The sequence below is a fragment of the Streptomyces sp. TRM68416 genome (assembly GCF_014596915.1).
Classification (GTDB): domain Bacteria; phylum Actinomycetota; class Actinomycetes; order Streptomycetales; family Streptomycetaceae; genus Streptomyces.
This window is the reverse complement of the sequence record NZ_JACVWU010000002.1, coordinates 367,970-385,279: the sequence shown is the minus strand read 5'-3', so window position 1 is coordinate 385,279 and position 17,310 is coordinate 367,970. Positions and strand designations below refer to the sequence as shown.

Below are 17,310 nucleotides of genomic sequence, written 5' to 3'. Positions count from 1 at the left end.
AGCCGTTCCAAGAGGAGCCTTTCGCACATGGTTCGCGCCGCTGTCGTCCCCGCCGTGGGTGCTCCCCTGGAGATCACCGAGATCGACCTCCCGGACCCCGGCCCCGGCCAGGTCCGCGTCCGGCTCGCGGCCGCCGGGGTCTGCCACTCCGACCTGTCCCTGTCCAACGGCACCATGCGGGTCCCCGTCCCCGCGGTCCTCGGCCACGAGGGCGCGGGCACGGTCGTCGCCGTCGGCGAAGGCGTCACCCATGTCGCGCCCGGCGCCGAGGTCGTCCTCAACTGGGCTCCCTCCTGCGGCAGTTGCCACGCCTGCTCGCTCGACGAGGTCTGGCTGTGCGCCAACGCGCTCAACGGCGTCGCCGACGTGTACGCCCGCCGCGCCTCCGACGGCGCCGACCTCCACCCCGGCCTGAACGTCGCCGCGTTCGCGGAGGAGACGGTGGTCGCCTCCGCCTGCGTCCTGCCCGCCCCCGCAGGCGTCCCGCTCACCGACGCGGCCCTGCTCGGCTGCGCCGTCCTCACCGGCTACGGCGCCGTCCACCACTCCGCGCAGGTGCGCCCCGGCGAGACGGTCGCCGTCTACGGCGTCGGGGGAGTGGGCCTCGCCGCGCTCCAGGCGGCCCGGATCGCGGGCGCGTCGAAGATCGTCGCGGTCGACGTCTCCCCGGCGAAGGAGGAACTCGCCCGGGCGGCCGGCGCCACCGACTACGTGGTCGCCTCCGAGGAGACGGCCCGCGAGATCCGCGGCCTCACCGGGAAGCAGGGCGTCGACGTGGCGATCGAGTGCGTGGGCCGCGCGGCCACCATCCGCACCGCCTGGGACTCCACCCGCCGCGGCGGCCGTACGACGGTCGTCGGCATCGGCGGCAAGGACCAGCAGGTCACCTTCAACGCCCTGGAGATCTTCCACTGGGGCCGCACCCTCTCCGGCTGCGTCTACGGCAACTGCGACCCGGCGAAGGACCTGCCCGTCCTGGCCGACCACGTCCGCGAGGGCCGCCTGGACCTGGGCCTACTGGTGACCGAGCGGATCGGCCTCGAGGGCATCCCGGCGGCATTCGAGAACATGCTGGCGGGCAAGGGGGGCCGGGCGCTGGTGGTGTTCTGAGCCGTCGCGCGGGTTCCGAGGGCGCCCGCGGTGCCGCCGAGGTGGGGGCGGCGCTCGGTCCAGTCGAGGCAGGCACGGGCGAGCGGGCGCCGCCCGGTGCGCTCCAGCCGGATGCCCGCGGAGTCGAACCAGGCCAGCCCCGCGTCGGTGAGCGCGAACCCGGCGTCCTGGCGCAGCAGCCCGAGGCCGGTCAGCGCGTCGGTGACCGCGATGCCGAGGCGTCCGGCGAGGTGGTCGTAGCAGGTGCGGCCGCGGGCCATCGCCGAGGCGGCACCGGCCTGCCGCAGGCTCCGGGGTCGTACGACGGCCATGGGCGCCACGTACGCGGCCAGGTCCTCCACGAGCTGCGCGGCCCGTGCGTCGGCCAGCCGTACGTACCGGTGCCGCCCCTGCCGTTCCTCGGCGAGCAGCCCGCCCGCGACGAGCTTCCCCAGATGTTCGCTGAGCGTCGACGCGGCCACCCCCACCTGCCGGGCCAGCTCACCCGCCGTCCAGGCCCGCCCGTCGAGCAGCGCCAGCAGACAGGCGGCCCGGGTCTCGTCGGCGAGCAGCGCGGTGAGCCGGGCGAGGTGGGGTGCCCGTACGTCCCTGTCGTTCATGGCATCAGCATGAGGCCGGTACGTTTCGGCGGACGCCGAAGTATCGCGCCCCTTCAGGGGCGCGGGGAACTGCGCGGCAAGCCCCCACCGGCCCGCAGCTCCTCGAACTGCCGATCCAGCCCCTCCAGCAGCGCCGCCAACCCCGTCTCGAAGGCCCGCTCGTCGATCTTCTCCTGCCGCTCGGCCAGAAGATGCGCCTGCCCGAGATGCGGATAGTCCGCGGGGTCGTACGCGCTGACGTCGTCGACGAACCCCCCGGCGAACGACCCCAGCGCCGACCCCATGATGAAGTACCGCATCAGCGCCCCGATGGACGTCGCCTGCGCCGCGGGCCACCCCGCCTCGACCATCGCCCCGTACACCGCGTCGGCGAGCCGCAGCGCGGCGGGCCGCCGCCCGGGCCCCCGGGCGAGCACCGGAACGATGTTCGGATGGGCGCGCAGCGCGGCCCGGTACGACACCGCCCAGTCGTGCAGCGCGGTCCGCCAGTCCCTCCCGTCCTCGAACATCGACAGGTCGACCTGCGCGCTCACCGAGTCGGCGACCGCCTCCAGGATCTCGTCCTTGGTCCGGAAGTGGTTGTACAACGACGGCCCGCTCACCCCGAGTTCTGCCGCGAGCCGCCGCGTGGAAACGGCCGCGAGGCCCTCCGTGTCCACGAGCGCGCGAGCGGTCTCGACGATCCGGTCGGTGCTGAGAAGGGGCTTGCGCGGTCGGGCCATGGCGCACATAGTAGGGCTGCATCCAGAAACTAGCAGTGCTAATTTAAAGGTACGGCTTTCAAGATCCGTCTCTGTGGGGTGACTCGGCATGAACCTGGAGCTCAGCGAGGAGCAGACCGCCGTACGGCAGCTGGCCCGGGACTTCGTGACCCGCGAGATCGCCCCGCACGTCGTCGCCTGGGACCGGGCCGAGGAGGTGGACCGGGGCATCGTCAAGAAGCTCGGCGAGGTCGGCTTCCTCGGCCTGACCATCGACGAGGAGTACGGCGGCTCGGGCGGCGACCACCTCGCGTACTGCCTGGTGACCGAGGAACTGGGCCGCGGTGACTCCTCCGTGCGTGGCATCGTCTCCGTCTCCCTCGGCCTGGTCGCCAAGACGATCGCCGCCTGGGGGAGCGAGCAGCAGAAGCGGGAGTGGCTGCCGGGCCTCACCGCCGGGGAGTACCTCGGCTGCTTCGGCCTCACCGAGCCCGGCACCGGCTCCGACGCGGGCAACCTCGCCACCCGCGCGGTCCGCGACGGCGACGACTACGTCATCAACGGCACCAAGATGTTCATCACGAACGGCACCTGGGCGGACGTGGTCCTGCTCTTCGCCCGCTCCACGGACGCCCCCGGCCACAAGGGCGTCTCCGCGTTCCTCGTCCCCACCGACACCCCCGGACTCACCCGCCGCACGATCCACGGCAAGCTCGGCCTGCGGGGCCAGGCCACCGCCGAACTCGTCCTGGAGGACGTGCGCGTGCCCGCCTCCGCGATGCTGGGCGAGGAGGGCAAGGGGTTCTCGATCGCCATGTCGGCCCTCGCCAAGGGGCGGATGTCGGTGGCCGCGGGCTGCGTGGGCCTGGCGCAGGCCGCCCTCGACGCGGCGGTGAAGTACGCGGGGGAGCGGGAGCAGTTCGGGAAGACCATCGCCCACCACCAGCTGGTGCAGGAGCTGATCAGCGACATCGCCGTGGACGTGGACGCCGCCCGGCTGCTCACCTGGCGGGTCGCCGACCTGATCGACCGCGGGCTGCCCTTCGCCACCGAGTCCTCCAAGGCCAAGCTCTTCGCCTCGGAGGCCGCCGTCCGGGCCGCCAACAACGCCCTCCAGGTCTTCGGCGGCTACGGCTACATCGACGAGTACCCGGCGGGCAAACTGCTGCGCGACGCCCGGGTGATGACCCTCTACGAGGGCACCAGCCAGATCCAGAAGCTGGTCATCGGGCGGGCGCTGACGGGGGTCTCGGCGTTCTGAGTACGCGGACTGAGTAGGTGCGCGGATGTGGCGCGGGCCACGTCCGCCGATGCTCTTCTCCATGAGTGACACACCGGTCAAGCAGCAGAACACGGCCGCCTTCTACGGTCAGGCCGTCGCCTCCTTCGCCGTCGCCATGGCGGCCACCGCCATCGGCATCTACCAGCTCGACGCCGACGTCTGGGTGCGCGCCTTCCTCGCCATCGCCGTGCTGTACCTGGTCACCTCCGCCTTCACGCTCGCCAAGGTCATCCGCGACCGGCAGGACGCCGACACGGCCGCCCGGGCGTACAGCCCCTTCGAGAAGCGCTGACCCCGCACGCTAAGCGACCGCTCACCGACGGCTGTATGGTGGTGCCCCTGGCATCGAGAGGGGCGAGCGAGCGATGAGTACGGCGGAGGAGACGGCCGGCGGCGAGACGGCGGCGTGGGGCGAGGTCACGCCCGACGCGGCCCGGCGGCTGCTGATCGCCGCGGTGGAGGCCTTCGCCGAGCGCGGCTACCACGCCACCACGACCCGTGACATCGCGGGCCGGGCCGGAATGAGCCCCGCCGCGCTCTACATCCACTACAAGACCAAGGAAGAGCTGCTCCACCGGATCAGCCGGATCGGCCACGAGAAGGCCCTGGAGATCCTGCGCACCGCGTCCGCCCGCGAGGGCAGCGCGACCGAGCGGCTCGCCGACGCCGTCAGCTCCTTCGTCCGCTGGCACGCGGGAGGCCGTACCACCGCCCGGGTGGTCCAGTACGAACTGGACTCGCTCGGCCCCGACGCCCGCGCCGAGATCCTCGCGCTGCGCCGCCAGGTGGACGCCGAGGTGCGCGGGATCATCGAGGACGGCGTGGCGGCGGGCGAGTTCGACGTGCCCGACGTCCAGGGCACCACGCTCGCCGTGCTCTCGCTCTGCATCGACGTGGCCCGCTGGTTCAACGTCGACGGGCCGCGGACGCCCGACGAGGTCGGCGCGCTGTACGCCGACCTCGTGCTGCGGATGGTGGGAGCGAAGTAGCGCTCCGCGGGCCGGTGGCGCTCTACGCGTGCACCGGTGCCCTTACACGTAGTAGCGGGCCACGGACTCCGCGACGCACACCGGCTTGTCGCCGCCCTCGCGCTCCACGGTGAACGCGACGGTCACCTGGACGCCGCCGGTCACGTCCTCGACCCCGGTGATGGTGGCGGTGGCGCGCAGCCGGGAGCCGACCGGTACCGGGGCGGGGAAACGGACCTTGTTCGTGCCGTAGTTGACGCCCATCTTCACGCCCTCGACCCTGAGCAGCTGCGGTCCGAAGAGCGGCAGCAGGGAGAGGGTGAGATAGCCGTGCGCGATGGTCGTCCCGAACGGCCCCGCGGCGGCCTTCTCCGGATCGACGTGGATCCACTGGTGGTCGCCGGTGGCCTCCGCGAAGAGGTCGATCCGCTTCTGGTCGATCTCCAGCCAGTCGGTGTACCCCAGCTGCTCGCCCACCGCCGCCTTCAGGTCGTCGACGGAAGTGAAGCTCCTCGGCTCTGCCATGTCCCTGGCCTCCCATAGTCTAAGCGACTGCTTAGCATGCTCGGGTGGAAGCTTCCTGTCAACGGAACGGGCGCCGGTCGGGGTCGGTAGGCTCCGAGGGGTGCCTCAGATTCCCGAGAAGATCCACGAACTCACGGTCGGGCAGGTCGCCGCGCGCAGCGGGGCCGCCGTGTCCGCCCTGCACTTCTACGAGTCCAAGGGGCTCATCACCAGTCGGCGCACCGCGGGCAACCAACGGCGCTACAGCAGGGACACGCTGCGGAGGGTGGCCTTCATCCGGGCCGCGCAGCGGGTGGGGATTCCGCTGGCGACGATTCGTTCGGCGCTGGCGGAGTTGCCCGAGGAACGGACGCCTACGCATGAGGACTGGGCGCGGCTGTCGCAGGCGTGGCGGGCCGAGCTGGACGAGCGCATCACGCAGCTGAACCGTCTCCGTGACCACCTCACCGACTGCATCGGCTGCGGCTGTCTCTCCCTCGACACCTGCGTCCTCTCCAACCCGGACGACGTCTTCGGCGACCGCCTCACCGGCTCCCGCCTCCTGGTGGAACGCAAGTGACTCGCCCCCGCCGCCCCTACCCGTCCCCTCCCCAGGGGCTCCGCCCCCTGGACCCCCGTTCGGCCTGAACGGCCTCGTCCTCAAACGCCGGACGGGCTGAGTAGCGTCACCCTGCGGGCATGCGTGCCGCCTGGAGCGGCACCCGCTGCCAAAGAGAGGCGGCACGCCCTTACTCGAACTCCGTCCCGCCCTTGCGGGTCAGGTACGCCGGGCTCACGGCCTTCGCGATGGCCCGACCCCCCGTCACCGGGCTGTACCGCTCCACGGCAGGCCGAATCACCACGCCCTCCCGCAGATGCAACTCCCGCCCGGAGACGGTCTCGCGCCCGGTGGCGACGGACAGCACCCGCTCGCTGTCGTAGGGCCCCGCATACAGTCGAGGCACCAACGGCAGCTCCCCGCCGATCAGTTCACCCGCGTCCAGCCACCGCACCGCACCGTCGATCTCGGCCGACACGTCGAACACGGCGTACCCCAGCGAATCGCGCCGCCCGTCGGCCCCGTACGTCAGGTCCTGCACCCCGGCCCCGTACACCTCACCGAAGATCCCGACCCGCCGCGCCCCCAGCCGCTCGGCCAGCCGGGCCGCGACCTCGGCGACGCCGTGCCCCCGCACCGCCCGCCAGTACAGGTTCCGCGGGTCCTCCTTCAGGGCCAGCGACTTCGAGCCGAACCCCTTGGAGGACACGTACACCCGCTCCTCCCCGGCGACATACGTCACCAGGCACGCCGACCCGTGCAGCTTCTCGGTCAGTACCACCGGCTCGCCCGCGGCGAAGATGCCCGGGTACCGCTGGATGTTCTCGATGTCGACCCACGGCAGCAGCTCCGGCGCGGACTCCACCTCGCCCGACATCGTCGGCGGGATCGGTGGCACCCACTTGGTGATACCCAGCCGCTCCGCGAAGTCGGTCCCCTCCGCGGCCGCCCGCACCAGATCCACGTCCGCCAGCGCCTTCGGCCGGCACACGATCCCCTGCGACAGCTCACCGCGCAGCCGTACCGCCTTGACCCGGTCGGAGTTGCTCCCCGCCAGTCGCCCGGTCAGCCCCAGCTCCTCGATCAGCCCGGACGGCAGCACGGACTGCTCGGGGATGTACACGGCCACCTCGCCGGTGCGATACGCACCCTTGGCCACAACGGCCCGGTACAGGCCCACCTGGGCCAGCTCCAGCGCATCGGCGTCGGGATGCTCGTGGACGGTCAGCACTTCGGCGGTGACGCGCAGCGTCGACATGGGAATCCTCGTTCCAAGACTGATCAGTTCGGTCTCATCGCCTCCAACTGTCCGTATACGAAAGGGGTGGAGCGACCGGTTTACCGTCTGCTACGGTCCCGCCCGGTCGTACTGGGCCAGCCCCGCCGTCACCAACTGCGCGTTCGACCGGGCCCGTTGCCCGTCCGGCAGGAGCAGCGTGTCCTCCAGGCCCACCCGCGTCGCCAGCCCCAGCCGCCCCGCCAGCCGCAGCACCGGCCACGTCCCGCCGTCCTCGCCGTGCAGCAGGACGGGACGGCCGAAGGCGGAGCCCAGGTCGGACAGCAGTGCCCGCGCACTGTCCTCGGCGGTGTCCGGGGCGGTGTCCGTCACCTCCGCCAGCACCCGCAGCACCTTCGGCCCGAGCGGCGAGCGGGCGAACCGGGCAACCCCGTCCGTCCCGGACCAGATCCCCGCCTCCACCCCGACGCCCAGGTCGATCAGGGCGGCGGCCACCTCCTCCGCGCCCGGCTCGTGCCAGTTGACCGAGGCGTGGTCCGGCAGCACCGTCCAGGACCGTATCCGGCGCAGCCGTGCCGCGGGATCCGGCTCCGCCCAGGCGCCGGTGGTCACCCCGACCGGCACGGGCACCCGCGCCCGTATCGCCTCCAGCGTCGGCGCGACGGCGCGCGGCGACAGACTGTCCTGCCCGCAGGGGGTCTTGGGATGAACATGCACCTCGGTGGCCCCGGCCGCGACGGCCTCGGCCGCTGACTCGGCCAGCGCCTCCGGCGAGAGCGGCACCGTCACGCCGTCGCCGGCCCCTCGGGCCCCGTTGAGACAGACCTGCACCATGCCCCGATGGTGACAGCCGCCACTGACAACGGCCCCGAGCCCTCACAGAGCACCGGCTCACCGTCATGGGGGGTGCGGCATCCCCGGCGCACCCCCGTCGTACTAGGCCGAGACGAGCAGCCGTCGTTCCCTCCTGGCGTTCGCCAGGGCCTCCGGCGTCAGCACGGGGCGCGGCACCACGATTCCGCAGTCCGTGCAGACCGGGCCCGACGACGGTTCATGCGCCAGGTCGTACTTCCAGACCAGCCGCTCCCCGCCGCACACGGGGCATTCGGCACCCGGATCGCGCTCCAGCGCGGAGATCAGCCGGCGCAGTACCTCGGCCAGCGGCTCACGGGGGTGTACCCGCGGGTCGTCGCACCACGCCACGCCGAACCCGCCCCAGGTCAGCCGGTGCCAGTCGTCGACACTCCCCGGCCTGCGCAGTCCGTCGTGCTTCTCCTTCTTGCGGCGCAGCGCGAACTCGACCTCGTAGGCCAGCCACACCGAACGCGCCTCTTCCAACTCGTCCAACGCGGCCACGAGCCGCGCCGGATCGGGGGAGCGGTCCTCCGGACCGAACCCCGCCCGGGAGCACAAGTGGTCCCAGGTCGCCCTGTGCCCGTACGGAGCGAAACGCTCAAGGCACTTGCGCAGTGAGTAGCGCCGCAGCGCCAGATCGCACCGCGGATCCCGCACCTGTCTCGCCAGACTCCGGAAACCGGCCATCGCCCTGCACCTCCGTCACACCTGCACCTGTACTTCGGTCACTTCGGCGTCGTCGTCGGGACTTCGCACGACGTTGACGAATAGACGTATCGACAAGCGATTCGGCTCCATCCGTTTTCCGATGACCCCCATAAGCCGTCCGTCCGCGCCTCCTCACGATCACAAAACCTGACGCATGTTCATCTTCAATCCCGGGGATACCGCCGGTAACGTCCGGCTCACCCCACGTCGGTAGGAGCTGCCATGCCACGGCGTATCCCACGCACCGCACTCGTCAGACTGAGAACTCCCGGCAGGATCCCCGGGTTCCTGAAGACCGCATCCGTATGCGTCCTCATTGCCGGCCTTTTGTCCCCGCTTGCCCAGACGGCCTCCGCCGCGGAGACCGCGGAGACCACGGAGGCCGCGGCCCCGCAGGCGACGGCCGTCACGGACCACTGCGGGAGCCAGTGCTCCGACATCCTCCCGCCCGGCCAGAACGGCAACGCCACCCTGGCCCAGATCCTGCTCCACCAGGCCTTCGGCTCCCGTCCCGCGCACGCCTCCGACCAGCTCGGCCCCTACGCCAAGCTCGCCACCGGCTACCAGACGCTCACCAACGCCACCCTCACCGACTTCTTCAACGACGCCTCCTTCGGAGTCCCCGCCGACCAGGTCGCCTCCACCGTCCGCCCGGCCGGACGCAGCGACGTGACGATCGTCCGCGACAAGAAGACAGGTGTGCCGCACATCACAGGCACGACCCGGTACGGCACGGAGTTCGGTGCCGGCTGGGCGGCGGCCGAGGACCGGCTGTGGCTGATGGACGTCTTCCGGCACGTCGGCCGCGGTCAGTTGACCTCCTTCGCCGGCGGCGCCGCCTCCAACCAGGGCCTGGAGCAGGAGTTCTGGCGCCACGCCCCCTACACCGAGGCCGACCTCCAGGCCCAGATCGACAGCGCCGCCGCCAAGTCCGGCGCCCGCGGCCGACAGGCCCTCGCCGACGTCGACGCCTACGTCGCCGGCATCAACGCCTACATCGACGCCTCCGACAGCGGCCGCTACTTCCCCGGCGAGTACGTCCTGACCGGCCACAAGGACTCCATCACCAACGCCGGCACCATCGAGCACTTCAAGCCCACCGACCTGGTCGCGCTCGCCTCCGTCATCGGCGCGCTGTTCGGCTCCGGGGGCGGCGGCGAGGTGAACAACGCGATCTCCCTGCTGGCCGCCCAGGAGAAGTACGGCGTCGCCGAGGGCACCGAGGTCTGGGAGTCCTTCCGGATGCGCAACGACCCCGAGGCCGTCGTCACCCTCCACGACAAGAGCTTCCCGTACGGCGGCCGGCCCGCCGACCCGCAGGGCGCGGCCCTGCCCGACGCCGGCTCGGTGACCACCGAGCCACTGGTGTACGACCGCACCGGCAGCGCGGCGACCTCAGCCGCCGGCGCCACCTCGACCGTGGCCGCCAAGTCGGCCATGAGCTCGGCCCGGCGCGGCATGTCCAACGCTCTCGTGGTCAGCGGCGAGCACACCGCGAGCGGCCACCCCGTCGCCGTCTTCGGCCCGCAGACCGGCTACTTCGCCCCGCAGCTCCTGATGCTGCAGGAGCTCCAGGGCCCGGGCATCAGCGCCCGCGGCGCCTCCTTCGCGGGCCTGAGCATGTACGTCGAACTCGGCCGCGGCCAGGACTACTCGTGGAGCGCCACGACATCCGGCCAGGACATCATCGACACCTACGCCGTCGAGCTCTGCCGGGACGACTACCACTACCTGTACCGCGGTACCTGCACGGCCATGGAGAAGGTCGAGCAGAAGAACGCCTGGAAGCCGACGGTCGCCGACGGCACGCCGGCCGGCTCGTACACGATGCGGGTCTGGCGCACCAAGTACGGCCCCGTCTCGCACCGCGCGACCGTCGACGGCAAGCGGGTCGCCTACACCACCCTGCGCTCGTCCTTCATGCACGAGGCCGACTCGATCATCGGCTTCCAGATGCTGAACGACCCCGACCACCTCAAGGGCCCCGCCGCGTTCCAGGAGGCGGTGCAGCACATCAACTACACCTTCAACTGGTTCTACGTGGACTCCGAACACACCGCGTACTACAACAGCGGCGACAACCCGGTGCGGGCGAACGGCGTCGACGCCGAGTTCCCGGTCTGGGCGCGGCCGGCCCACGAATGGCGCAACTGGGACCCCGCGACCCACACCGCCGACTACACACCCCCCTCCGAGCACCCCCAGTCCGTCGACCAGGACTACTACATCTCCTGGAACAACAAGCAGGCCGTCGACTACACCACCGCACCCTGGGGCAACGGCTCGGTGCACCGCGGCAACCTCCTCGACGACCGGGTGAAGAAGCTGATCGCGGCGGGCGGGGTGACCCGGGCCTCCCTGGTGAAGGCGATGGCCGAGGCGGGCCTGGCCGACCTGCGCGCCGAGGACGTCCTGCCGGACCTGCTGAAGGTGGTCAACAGCTCACCGGTGACCGACTCCGCCGCCAAGGCCGCGGCCGACAAGCTGTCCGCCTGGGTCTCGGCGGGCTCCCTGCGCACCGAGACGTCGGCGGGCTCGAAGACGTACGCGCACGCCGACGCGATCCGCATCCTGGACGCGTGGTGGCCGCTGCTGGTGAAGGCCGAGTTCGAACCGGGCCTCGGCAGCGAGCTGTTCACCGCCTTCACGGGCAACCTGCCGGTCGACGAGTCCCCGTCGGCCTCCCACGGCCCCACCGGCTCCCATGCCGGCAGCGCGTTCCAGTACGGCTGGTGGAGCTATGTCGACAAGGATCTGCGGGCCGTGCTCGGTGAGTCGGTGCAGGGACCGCTCGCCCGCACGTACTGCGGCGGCGGCAGCCTGAGCGCCTGCCGCGACACCCTGATCAGCACCCTCAAGGAGGCGGCCGGCCGCACCGCCGCCCAGGTCTACCCCGGCGACGACGTGTGCGCGGCGGGCAACCAGTGGTGTGCCGACGCGATCGTCCAGCGTGCGCTCGGCGGCATCACCCACCCCACGATCAGCTGGCAGAACCGGCCGACCTACCAGCAGGTCGTGGAGTTCACCTCACACAGGTGACACAACGGCGGCGGGTCAGCCCACGCGGCCCGCCGCCAGCACCAACTGCGCCAGCTCCCGGTGCACGATGTCGCTGTGCGCCCCGGCGGGCGGCCCGCCGCGCCGGACCACCGCCGCGGCGTCCACGTTCACGCACCCCGACGCGGGCAGCGGGCCGCGCAGCGCCTCCGCGAGCGTCAGCGACCGGGTGCCGGGCACCGCCTGCACCCCGTCGTGGCCCATCGCCCCCCACTTGGCGCTCAGCGCCCGGCCGACATCCAGCCCGGCGAGCTCACGGTCGTGGCCCGCCATCCGGGAGGCCAGCGGATACATGGTGCTCAGCGCCTGGTCATGGCGGGAGTAACAGCACACCACAGGACCGTCGACCCGGTTGTGCTGCCCCTGGAGCACCCCTCCCGCGCGCGTGTCGTGCGGCAGCCGGGCCGCGAACGCGTAGTGCGAGAAGGCCCCTTGGAGCAGCGTCAGGGACTTCACCGTACGCACCCCCCGGGGCAGCCCGCGCAGCGCGAACGACACCAGCCGCCCGCCGAAACTGTGCCCGACCAGATGCACCCGCACCCCCGGCGCCCCCGCCGCGAGCTGTCCGATCACCCGCCCGAGCCCGCGCTCGCCCACCGTCCCGGCCCGCCGCTTCATCGCGAAGTACGTGGCCTGCCGCAGCAGTTCGTGCGCCCCGTGCCAGGGATTGGGCAGCGCGAAGGAAGGACCCGTGGCCCCGTCCGGCGCTTCGAGGCGCGCCAGGGCCCGCGCGAACTCCTCGCACGCCTCGGCGGTCGGCCCGTGGAGCATGGCAGGACCGTCCTGCGGCACGCCCTCCGACAGCGTGTCCGCCGCGAACAGCGCCTGCGGGCCCGGCGGTACCAGTTCCACCAGGGTCCGCACCAGCCGCCCGAACTCCTCCAACTCCGCCTCCTCGCGCGGCTGCTGCTCCAGCAGCCGCGCGATCCGCTCGACGACGGTGGCCCGCCCGGGGAACGTCTCCAGCAGCGCGTGCCGGGTGTCCTTGTCGAGCACCGGGCGCGCCGGCAGCGGGGCCACGGCGGCCCGCGGAAAGTCGGGGATCGGCTCGTCCGAGAAACGCATCGACGGCCACACCACGCCCACGTACCCGACCCGGGCCCGCGGGGCGAGCTCACGGACCGGCGCGAAGAAGCCGTCGTAGAGCTTCGTCGCCCCGGAGCGGTCGTTGTTCCAGCCGTGCGCGAAGACCAGCAGCTCGCGCACGTCCCGCCGGCCGACTCCGGTGAGCAGCCGGTCCCGCCCGCGCGCCTCGGGGTCGCCGTCCGCGTCGAAGGTCAGCTCCCAGTAGGGACTCACGCTCACTGCCGGTCGTGTCATGACCGCTCTCCTCGTCCCCCGTGACGGTGCGATGGGGTCGCATCGTCCCGCCACGGGGCAGAGTTGGCCATACGGCACGAGTCATCTGTAGAGGAGGTATTCCTTTCGAATGCGCCGGAAGGCCGCGAGTTCGGCCCGCCAGCCGGCCACCACCTCGTCGGTGTCCGCGCCCGCGTCGATCGCGGTGCGGACCTGTGTGGAACCGGTGAGCTTGTCGATCCAGTTGTCCGAGCGCCAGGCGAAGCCGGGGAAGGTCGCCCTGGCGGTCACCAGGAGGCCGATCCCGGTGCGTACGGGGTCGTAGGCCGCTCGGTCGTGGACGTGGAGCTGGACGCCGCCGATGGTCCTGCCCTGGAACTTGGAGAAGGTGGGCGTGAAGTACGCCTCCCTGAAGTGCACGCCGGGCAGGCCCAGTTCGTTCGCGGCCGCGGCCCAGCGCCGGTCGATGCCCTCCGCGCCGAGGAGTTCGAAGGGGCGGGTGGTGCCCCGGCCCTCCGAGAGGTTCGTCCCCTCGAACAGACACGTCCCCGCGTACACGAGGGCGGTGTCGGGGGTCGGCATGTTCGGGCTCGGCGGCACCCACGGCAGCCCCGAGGCGTCGTAGAACTGCGTGCGCCGCCAGCCCGTCATCGTCACGGTGTCCAGCGGGACGGGCGTGGTGAGGAACTCCCCGTTGAACAGCAGGGCCAGCTCCGCGACCGTCATCCCGTGCGCCTGCGCGATCGGCTCCCGGCCGACGAACGTGGCGAACTCCTTGTGCAGCACCGGGCCTTCGGCGGAGCGGCCGGTCATGGGGTTCGGGCGGTCGAGCACGACGAACTGTTTCCCCGCGAGCCGGGCCGCCTCCATGCAGTCGTACAGCGTCCAGATGTACGTGTAGAAGCGGGCGCCCACGTCCTGGATGTCGAAGACGACCGTGTCGACGCCGGACGCGGTGAAGATGTCGGCGAGGGGCCGGCCGCTCTTGAGGTACGTGTCGTAGACCGGGAGTCCGGTCGCCGGGTCGTCGTAGCGGCCTTCGGAGCCGCCGGCCTGGGCGGTGCCGCGGAAGCCGTGCTCCGGGCCGAAGACGGCCCGTAGGTCCACCCTGCTGTCCTCGTGCATGACGTCGACGATGTGGCGGGCGGTGCGGGTGATGCCGGTGGGGTTGGTGACGATGCCGATGCGCTGGTTCTTGAGCGGGGCGTAGCCGGTTGCCTGGAGGCGCTCGAAACCCGTTTGCAGGCGGCGGCCTTGTTGTTCGGCTGCCGCCGCGGAGGTGGTGGTGGCCGCTGTCAGGGCCGGGGTTGCCGCCAGGAGAGTTCGTCTGGATAGGCGCATGACGGAACGGTAGGGGGTGGTTGGTGTGGATCGTAAGCTGCTGGCGCGTTGTGGCTTGTCGCGCCCACGCGGCGGAGCCGCACATCGATGCGGCCTCGCGCCCCCAAAGCACGTCTTCCCTGCCCTTCTCATCAACATACCGACCGGTTAGTCTGACGTCGAATCGTGTGCCGTACGTCGAAGGAGCCCCGATGGTGGAAGCGCTGCAGGATGCCGGAGTGGTCGTCACCGGGGCCGGCGGTGGGATCGGGGCGGCGCTGGCGCGGAAGTTCGCCGCCGCCGGGGCCCGGGTCGTCGTCAACGATCTGGACGCGGCCAAGGCCGAGGCCGTTGCCGCCGAGGTCGGCGGGATCGCGGTGCCGGGGGACGCCTCCGCCGTCGTCGGGGCCGCGCGGGAGGCGCTCGGCGGGAGCGTGGACGTGTACTGCGCCAACGCCGGTGTCGCCTCCGGTGGCACCGAGGCCGCCGACGCGGACGTCTGGGCGCTCGCCTGGGACGTCAATGTCATGGCCCATGTCCGGGCCGCGCAGGAGCTGATCCCGGGGTGGGTGGAGCGCGGGCAGGGGCGGTTCGTCTCCACCGTCTCCGCCGCCGGGCTGCTCACCATGATCGGCGCCGCACCCTACAGCGTCACCAAGCACGGCGCGTACGCCTTCGCCGAGTGGCTGTCGCTGACGTACCGGCACCGCGGCATCAAGGTCCACGCGATCTGCCCGCAGGGCGTGCGCACCGACATGCTCACCGCCAGCGGCAGCGCCGGCGAGCTGGTGCTCCAGCCGACCGCGATCGAGCCGGACGACGTGGCCGACGCCCTGTTCAAGGGCATCGAGGACGACCGCTTCCTGATCCTGCCGCACCCCGAGGTCGCCGAGTACTACCGGGCCAGGGCGGGTGACCCCGACCGCTGGCTGTCCACCATGAACCACATCCAGCAGAAGTGGGAGGCGGCGCGGTGAGGGACGCGCGAGGCGGCCGTCGTCCGGGTGCCCGACGGGTACCGCGCAGAGACGGTGAAGACGTACGTCGGCCTGCGTCCCGAGGCCGACACTGACCCCGACGCGCTCGCCGTGCACGGCGAGGAGAGACCGACCGCCGGCAAAAACCGCGTCGGGTGGAGACACTGCCCGACCTGCCGGGGACGGCAAGTGGGAAGATCCTCCGGCGGGACACTGTTCCCGAGCGCAAGACTGTTAGTGGACATCTTTCGGAAGGCAGGTGGCGGCACAGTGCCCAGGACGACGGACGGAGACGGCACCCCCGTCCCACAGCGGCTGCTGGCCGCCGCCACCCGGCTCTTCGCCGAGCAGGGCTACGACCGCACCTCGGTACAGGAGATCGTCGAGGCGGCCGGCGTCACCAAGGGGGCGCTCTACCACTACTTCGGCTCCAAGGACGACCTCCTGCACGAGGTGTACGCGCGCGTGCTGCGCGTCCAGCAGGAGCGCCTGGACGCCTTCGCGGGCGCCGACGAGCCGATCGAGAAGCGGCTGCGGGCCGCGGCGGCCGACGTCGTCGTCACCACGATCGAGAACCTCGACGACGCGTCCATCTTCTTCCGCTCCATGCACCACCTGAGCCCGGAGAAGAACAAGCAGGTGCGCGCCGAACGCCGCCGCTACCACGAACGCTTCCGCGCGCTCATCGAGGAGGGCCAGGAGGCGGGCGTCTTCTCCCGGGCGACCCCGGCCGACCTCGTGGTCGACTACCACTTCGGCTCGATCCACCACCTGTCGACCTGGTACCGCCCCGACGGCCCCCTCACCCCCCAGCAGGTCGCCGACCACCTGGCGGACCTGCTGCTGCGGGCGCTGCGGCCCTGAGACCGACGTGCAAAGGGGCGACCACCCCGGGTGGTCGCCCCTTTGCCCATCACCTCACAGATACTTCTTCAGCTCCCGCCGCGCCAGCGACCGCTGATGCACCTCGTCCGGCCCGTCGGCGATCATCAGCGTCCGGGCAGCCGCGTACAGCTCGGCCAGCGGGAGGTCCTGGCTGACGCCACCCGCGCCGTGCAACTGGATCGCCCGGTCGATGATGTCGACGACCGCACGCGGCGTGGCGATCTTGATGGCCTGGATCTCGGTGTGCGCCCCCCGGTTGCCGACGGTGTCCATCAGCCACGCCGTCTTCAGCACCAGCAGCCGCAACTGCTCCACCGTCACGCGCGCATCCGCGATCCAGTTGTGCACGACACCCTGCTGGGCCAGCGCCTTCCCGAACGCGGTACGCGAGACGGCCCGCCGGCACATCAGCTCGATCGCCCGCTCGGCCATGCCGATCAGCCGCATGCAGTGGTGGATCCGGCCGGGACCCAGCCGCGCCTGGGCGATGGCGAAACCGCCGCCCTCCTCGCCGATCAGGTTCGACACCGGCACGCGCGCGTGGTCGAAGATCACCTCGGCGTGGCCGCCGTGGTAGTGGTCCTCGTACCCGAACACCTGCATGGCGCGCCGCACCGTCACCCCGGGCGTGTCCCGGGGCACCAGCACCATGGACTGCTGACGGCGGATGTCCGCACCGTCCGGGTCCGTCTTGCCCATCACGATGAAGATCGCGCAGTCCGGGTTCATCGCCCCGGAGATGTACCACTTGCGGCCGGTGATGACGTACTCGTCGCCGTCCCGCTCGATGTGCGTGGTGATGTTCGTGGCGTCGGACGAGGCCACGTCCGGCTCGGTCATCGCGAACGCCGAGCGGATCTCGCCCGCCAGCAGCGGCTCCAGCCACTGCTTCTTCTGCCGCTCGTCGCCGAACTGGTACAGCACCTCCATGTTGCCGGTGTCGGGCGCCGCGCAGTTCAGCGCGGTCGGCGCCAACTGCGGGGAACGGCCGGTGATCTCGGCGAGCGGGGCGTACTGGAGGTTCGTCAGGCCGGCGCCGTACGCGGAGTCCGGCAGAAAGAGGTTCCACAGGCCCTGCCTGCGCGCCTGGTCCTTGAGCTCCTCCACCACGGCCGGCGTGTCCCACGGCGACGCCAGGGCGGCCCGCTGCTCCTCCGCCACCGCCTCGGCCGGGTAGACGTACTCGTCCATGAAGGCGAGCAGCTTGGCGCGCAGCTCCTCGGTGCGTGCGTCGAACGCGAAGTCCATG

At 71.6% G+C, this 17,310-nt stretch carries 16 protein-coding genes and 1 pseudogene; 8 read left to right on the top strand and 9 right to left on the bottom strand.

The window, feature by feature from the left end; genetic code table 11:
- Window positions 1–27 precede the first annotated feature (27 nt).
- Window positions 28–1,110: a Zn-dependent alcohol dehydrogenase gene (locus ICC28_RS04955; protein WP_188287141.1), complete on the top strand. Its 1,083-nt coding sequence runs from the start codon at window positions 28–30 to the stop codon at window positions 1,108–1,110.
- A gap of 20 nt (window positions 1,111–1,130) precedes the next feature.
- Here ICC28_RS04955 and ICC28_RS04950 read toward each other — a convergent pair.
- Window positions 1,131–1,709 (bottom strand): annotated as a pseudogene (locus tag ICC28_RS04950) (ArsR/SmtB family transcription factor); the annotation flags it as partial.
- 53 nt (window positions 1,710–1,762) lie between these two features.
- Window positions 1,763–2,431, bottom strand: a complete 669-nt coding sequence (locus ICC28_RS04945) for a TetR/AcrR family transcriptional regulator (protein ID WP_188287140.1) — start codon at window positions 2,429–2,431, stop codon at window positions 1,763–1,765.
- Between the two features lie 88 nt (window positions 2,432–2,519).
- Here ICC28_RS04945 and ICC28_RS04940 point away from each other — a divergent pair, with 88 nt between their 5' ends.
- The 3 genes from ICC28_RS04940 (at window position 2,520) to ICC28_RS04930 (ending at window position 4,681) form a co-directional block, all read left to right on the top strand.
- Complete coding sequence (locus ICC28_RS04940; RefSeq protein WP_188287139.1) at window positions 2,520–3,671, top strand: acyl-CoA dehydrogenase family protein; 1,152 nt, start codon at window positions 2,520–2,522, stop codon at window positions 3,669–3,671.
- Window positions 3,672–3,732: 61 nt separating this feature from the next.
- On the top strand, window positions 3,733–3,984 hold the full coding sequence (locus ICC28_RS04935) for a YiaA/YiaB family inner membrane protein (protein ID WP_188287138.1): 252 nt from the start codon (window positions 3,733–3,735) through the stop codon (window positions 3,982–3,984).
- A 73-nt stretch (window positions 3,985–4,057) separates the two neighbouring features.
- Window positions 4,058–4,681, top strand: a complete 624-nt coding sequence (locus ICC28_RS04930) for a TetR/AcrR family transcriptional regulator (protein WP_188287137.1) — start codon at window positions 4,058–4,060, stop codon at window positions 4,679–4,681.
- A 42-nt stretch (window positions 4,682–4,723) separates the two neighbouring features.
- Here the strand turns inward: ICC28_RS04930 and ICC28_RS04925 are convergent, their stop codons facing one another.
- Window positions 4,724–5,185, bottom strand: a complete 462-nt coding sequence (locus tag ICC28_RS04925; RefSeq protein ID WP_188287136.1) for a MaoC family dehydratase — start codon at window positions 5,183–5,185, stop codon at window positions 4,724–4,726.
- A gap of 100 nt (window positions 5,186–5,285) precedes the next feature.
- Here ICC28_RS04925 and soxR point away from each other — a divergent pair, with 100 nt between their 5' ends.
- Entirely contained in the window at window positions 5,286–5,744 is a 459-nt protein-coding gene (gene soxR / locus ICC28_RS04920; protein WP_188287135.1) for a redox-sensitive transcriptional activator SoxR, read from the top strand.
- Window positions 5,745–5,913: 169 nt separating this feature from the next.
- Here soxR and ICC28_RS04915 read toward each other — a convergent pair whose 3' ends face one another.
- From ICC28_RS04915 to ICC28_RS04905, 3 genes are all read right to left on the bottom strand, one after another.
- Window positions 5,914–6,981: an RNA ligase (ATP) gene (locus ICC28_RS04915; RefSeq protein ID WP_188287134.1), complete on the bottom strand. Its 1,068-nt coding sequence runs from the start codon at window positions 6,979–6,981 to the stop codon at window positions 5,914–5,916.
- Between the two features lie 90 nt (window positions 6,982–7,071).
- Window positions 7,072–7,794, bottom strand: coding sequence for a 3-keto-5-aminohexanoate cleavage protein (locus tag ICC28_RS04910; protein ID WP_188287133.1), 723 nt, complete (start codon window positions 7,792–7,794; stop codon window positions 7,072–7,074).
- Window positions 7,795–7,896: 102 nt separating this feature from the next.
- Entirely contained in the window at window positions 7,897–8,502 is a 606-nt protein-coding gene (locus ICC28_RS04905) for a hypothetical protein (protein WP_188287132.1), read from the bottom strand.
- Between the two features lie 243 nt (window positions 8,503–8,745).
- Here ICC28_RS04905 and ICC28_RS04900 point away from each other — a divergent pair, with 243 nt between their 5' ends.
- Entirely contained in the window at window positions 8,746–11,562 is a 2,817-nt protein-coding gene (locus ICC28_RS04900) for a penicillin acylase family protein (protein WP_188287131.1), read from the top strand.
- A gap of 15 nt (window positions 11,563–11,577) precedes the next feature.
- Here the strand turns inward: ICC28_RS04900 and ICC28_RS04895 are convergent, their stop codons facing one another.
- Complete coding sequence (locus tag ICC28_RS04895) at window positions 11,578–12,900, bottom strand: serine-threonine protein kinase (protein ID WP_188287130.1); 1,323 nt, start codon at window positions 12,898–12,900, stop codon at window positions 11,578–11,580.
- Between the two features lie 81 nt (window positions 12,901–12,981).
- Window positions 12,982–14,220, bottom strand: coding sequence for an exo-beta-N-acetylmuramidase NamZ domain-containing protein (locus ICC28_RS04890; RefSeq protein WP_188287129.1), 1,239 nt, complete (start codon window positions 14,218–14,220; stop codon window positions 12,982–12,984).
- A 191-nt stretch (window positions 14,221–14,411) separates the two neighbouring features.
- Between ICC28_RS04890 and ICC28_RS04885 the strand changes: the two genes are divergently transcribed.
- Entirely contained in the window at window positions 14,412–15,176 is a 765-nt protein-coding gene (locus ICC28_RS04885; RefSeq protein WP_188287128.1) for an SDR family oxidoreductase, read from the top strand.
- 270 nt (window positions 15,177–15,446) lie between these two features.
- Complete coding sequence (locus ICC28_RS04880) at window positions 15,447–16,040, top strand: TetR/AcrR family transcriptional regulator (protein WP_188287127.1); 594 nt, start codon at window positions 15,447–15,449, stop codon at window positions 16,038–16,040.
- Between the two features lie 54 nt (window positions 16,041–16,094).
- Here ICC28_RS04880 and ICC28_RS04875 read toward each other — a convergent pair whose 3' ends face one another.
- Window positions 16,095–17,309, bottom strand: coding sequence for an acyl-CoA dehydrogenase family protein (locus tag ICC28_RS04875; RefSeq protein WP_188287126.1), 1,215 nt, complete (start codon window positions 17,307–17,309; stop codon window positions 16,095–16,097).
- Window position 17,310 lies beyond the last annotated feature (1 nt).

Excerpts from the sequence above, each read along its gene's own strand:
- ICC28_RS04930 (WP_188287137.1), top strand. The coding sequence starts at position 4,058 with ATGAGTACGGCGGAGGAGACGGCCGGCGGCGAGACGGCGGCGTGGGGC.
- ICC28_RS04935 (WP_188287138.1), top strand. The coding sequence starts at position 3,733 with ATGAGTGACACACCGGTCAAGCAGCAGAACACGGCCGCCTTCTACGGT.
- ICC28_RS04890 (WP_188287129.1), bottom strand. The coding sequence starts at position 14,220 with ATGCGCCTATCCAGACGAACTCTCCTGGCGGCAACCCCGGCCCTGACA.
- ICC28_RS04910 (WP_188287133.1), bottom strand. The coding sequence starts at position 7,794 with ATGGTGCAGGTCTGTCTCAACGGGGCCCGAGGGGCCGGCGACGGCGTG.
- ICC28_RS04955 (WP_188287141.1), top strand. The coding sequence starts at position 28 with ATGGTTCGCGCCGCTGTCGTCCCCGCCGTGGGTGCTCCCCTGGAGATC.
- ICC28_RS04940 (WP_188287139.1), top strand. The coding sequence starts at position 2,520 with ATGAACCTGGAGCTCAGCGAGGAGCAGACCGCCGTACGGCAGCTGGCC.
- ICC28_RS04915 (WP_188287134.1), bottom strand. The coding sequence starts at position 6,981 with ATGTCGACGCTGCGCGTCACCGCCGAAGTGCTGACCGTCCACGAGCAT.
- ICC28_RS04945 (WP_188287140.1), bottom strand. The coding sequence starts at position 2,431 with ATGGCCCGACCGCGCAAGCCCCTTCTCAGCACCGACCGGATCGTCGAG.
- ICC28_RS04895 (WP_188287130.1), bottom strand. The coding sequence starts at position 12,900 with ATGACACGACCGGCAGTGAGCGTGAGTCCCTACTGGGAGCTGACCTTC.
- ICC28_RS04905 (WP_188287132.1), bottom strand. The coding sequence starts at position 8,502 with ATGGCCGGTTTCCGGAGTCTGGCGAGACAGGTGCGGGATCCGCGGTGC.
- ICC28_RS04875 (WP_188287126.1), bottom strand. The coding sequence starts at position 17,309 with ATGGACTTCGCGTTCGACGCACGCACCGAGGAGCTGCGCGCCAAGCTG.
- ICC28_RS04885 (WP_188287128.1), top strand. The coding sequence starts at position 14,412 with ATGGTGGAAGCGCTGCAGGATGCCGGAGTGGTCGTCACCGGGGCCGGC.
- ICC28_RS04900 (WP_188287131.1), top strand. The coding sequence starts at position 8,746 with ATGCCACGGCGTATCCCACGCACCGCACTCGTCAGACTGAGAACTCCC.
- ICC28_RS04925 (WP_188287136.1), bottom strand. The coding sequence starts at position 5,185 with ATGGCAGAGCCGAGGAGCTTCACTTCCGTCGACGACCTGAAGGCGGCG.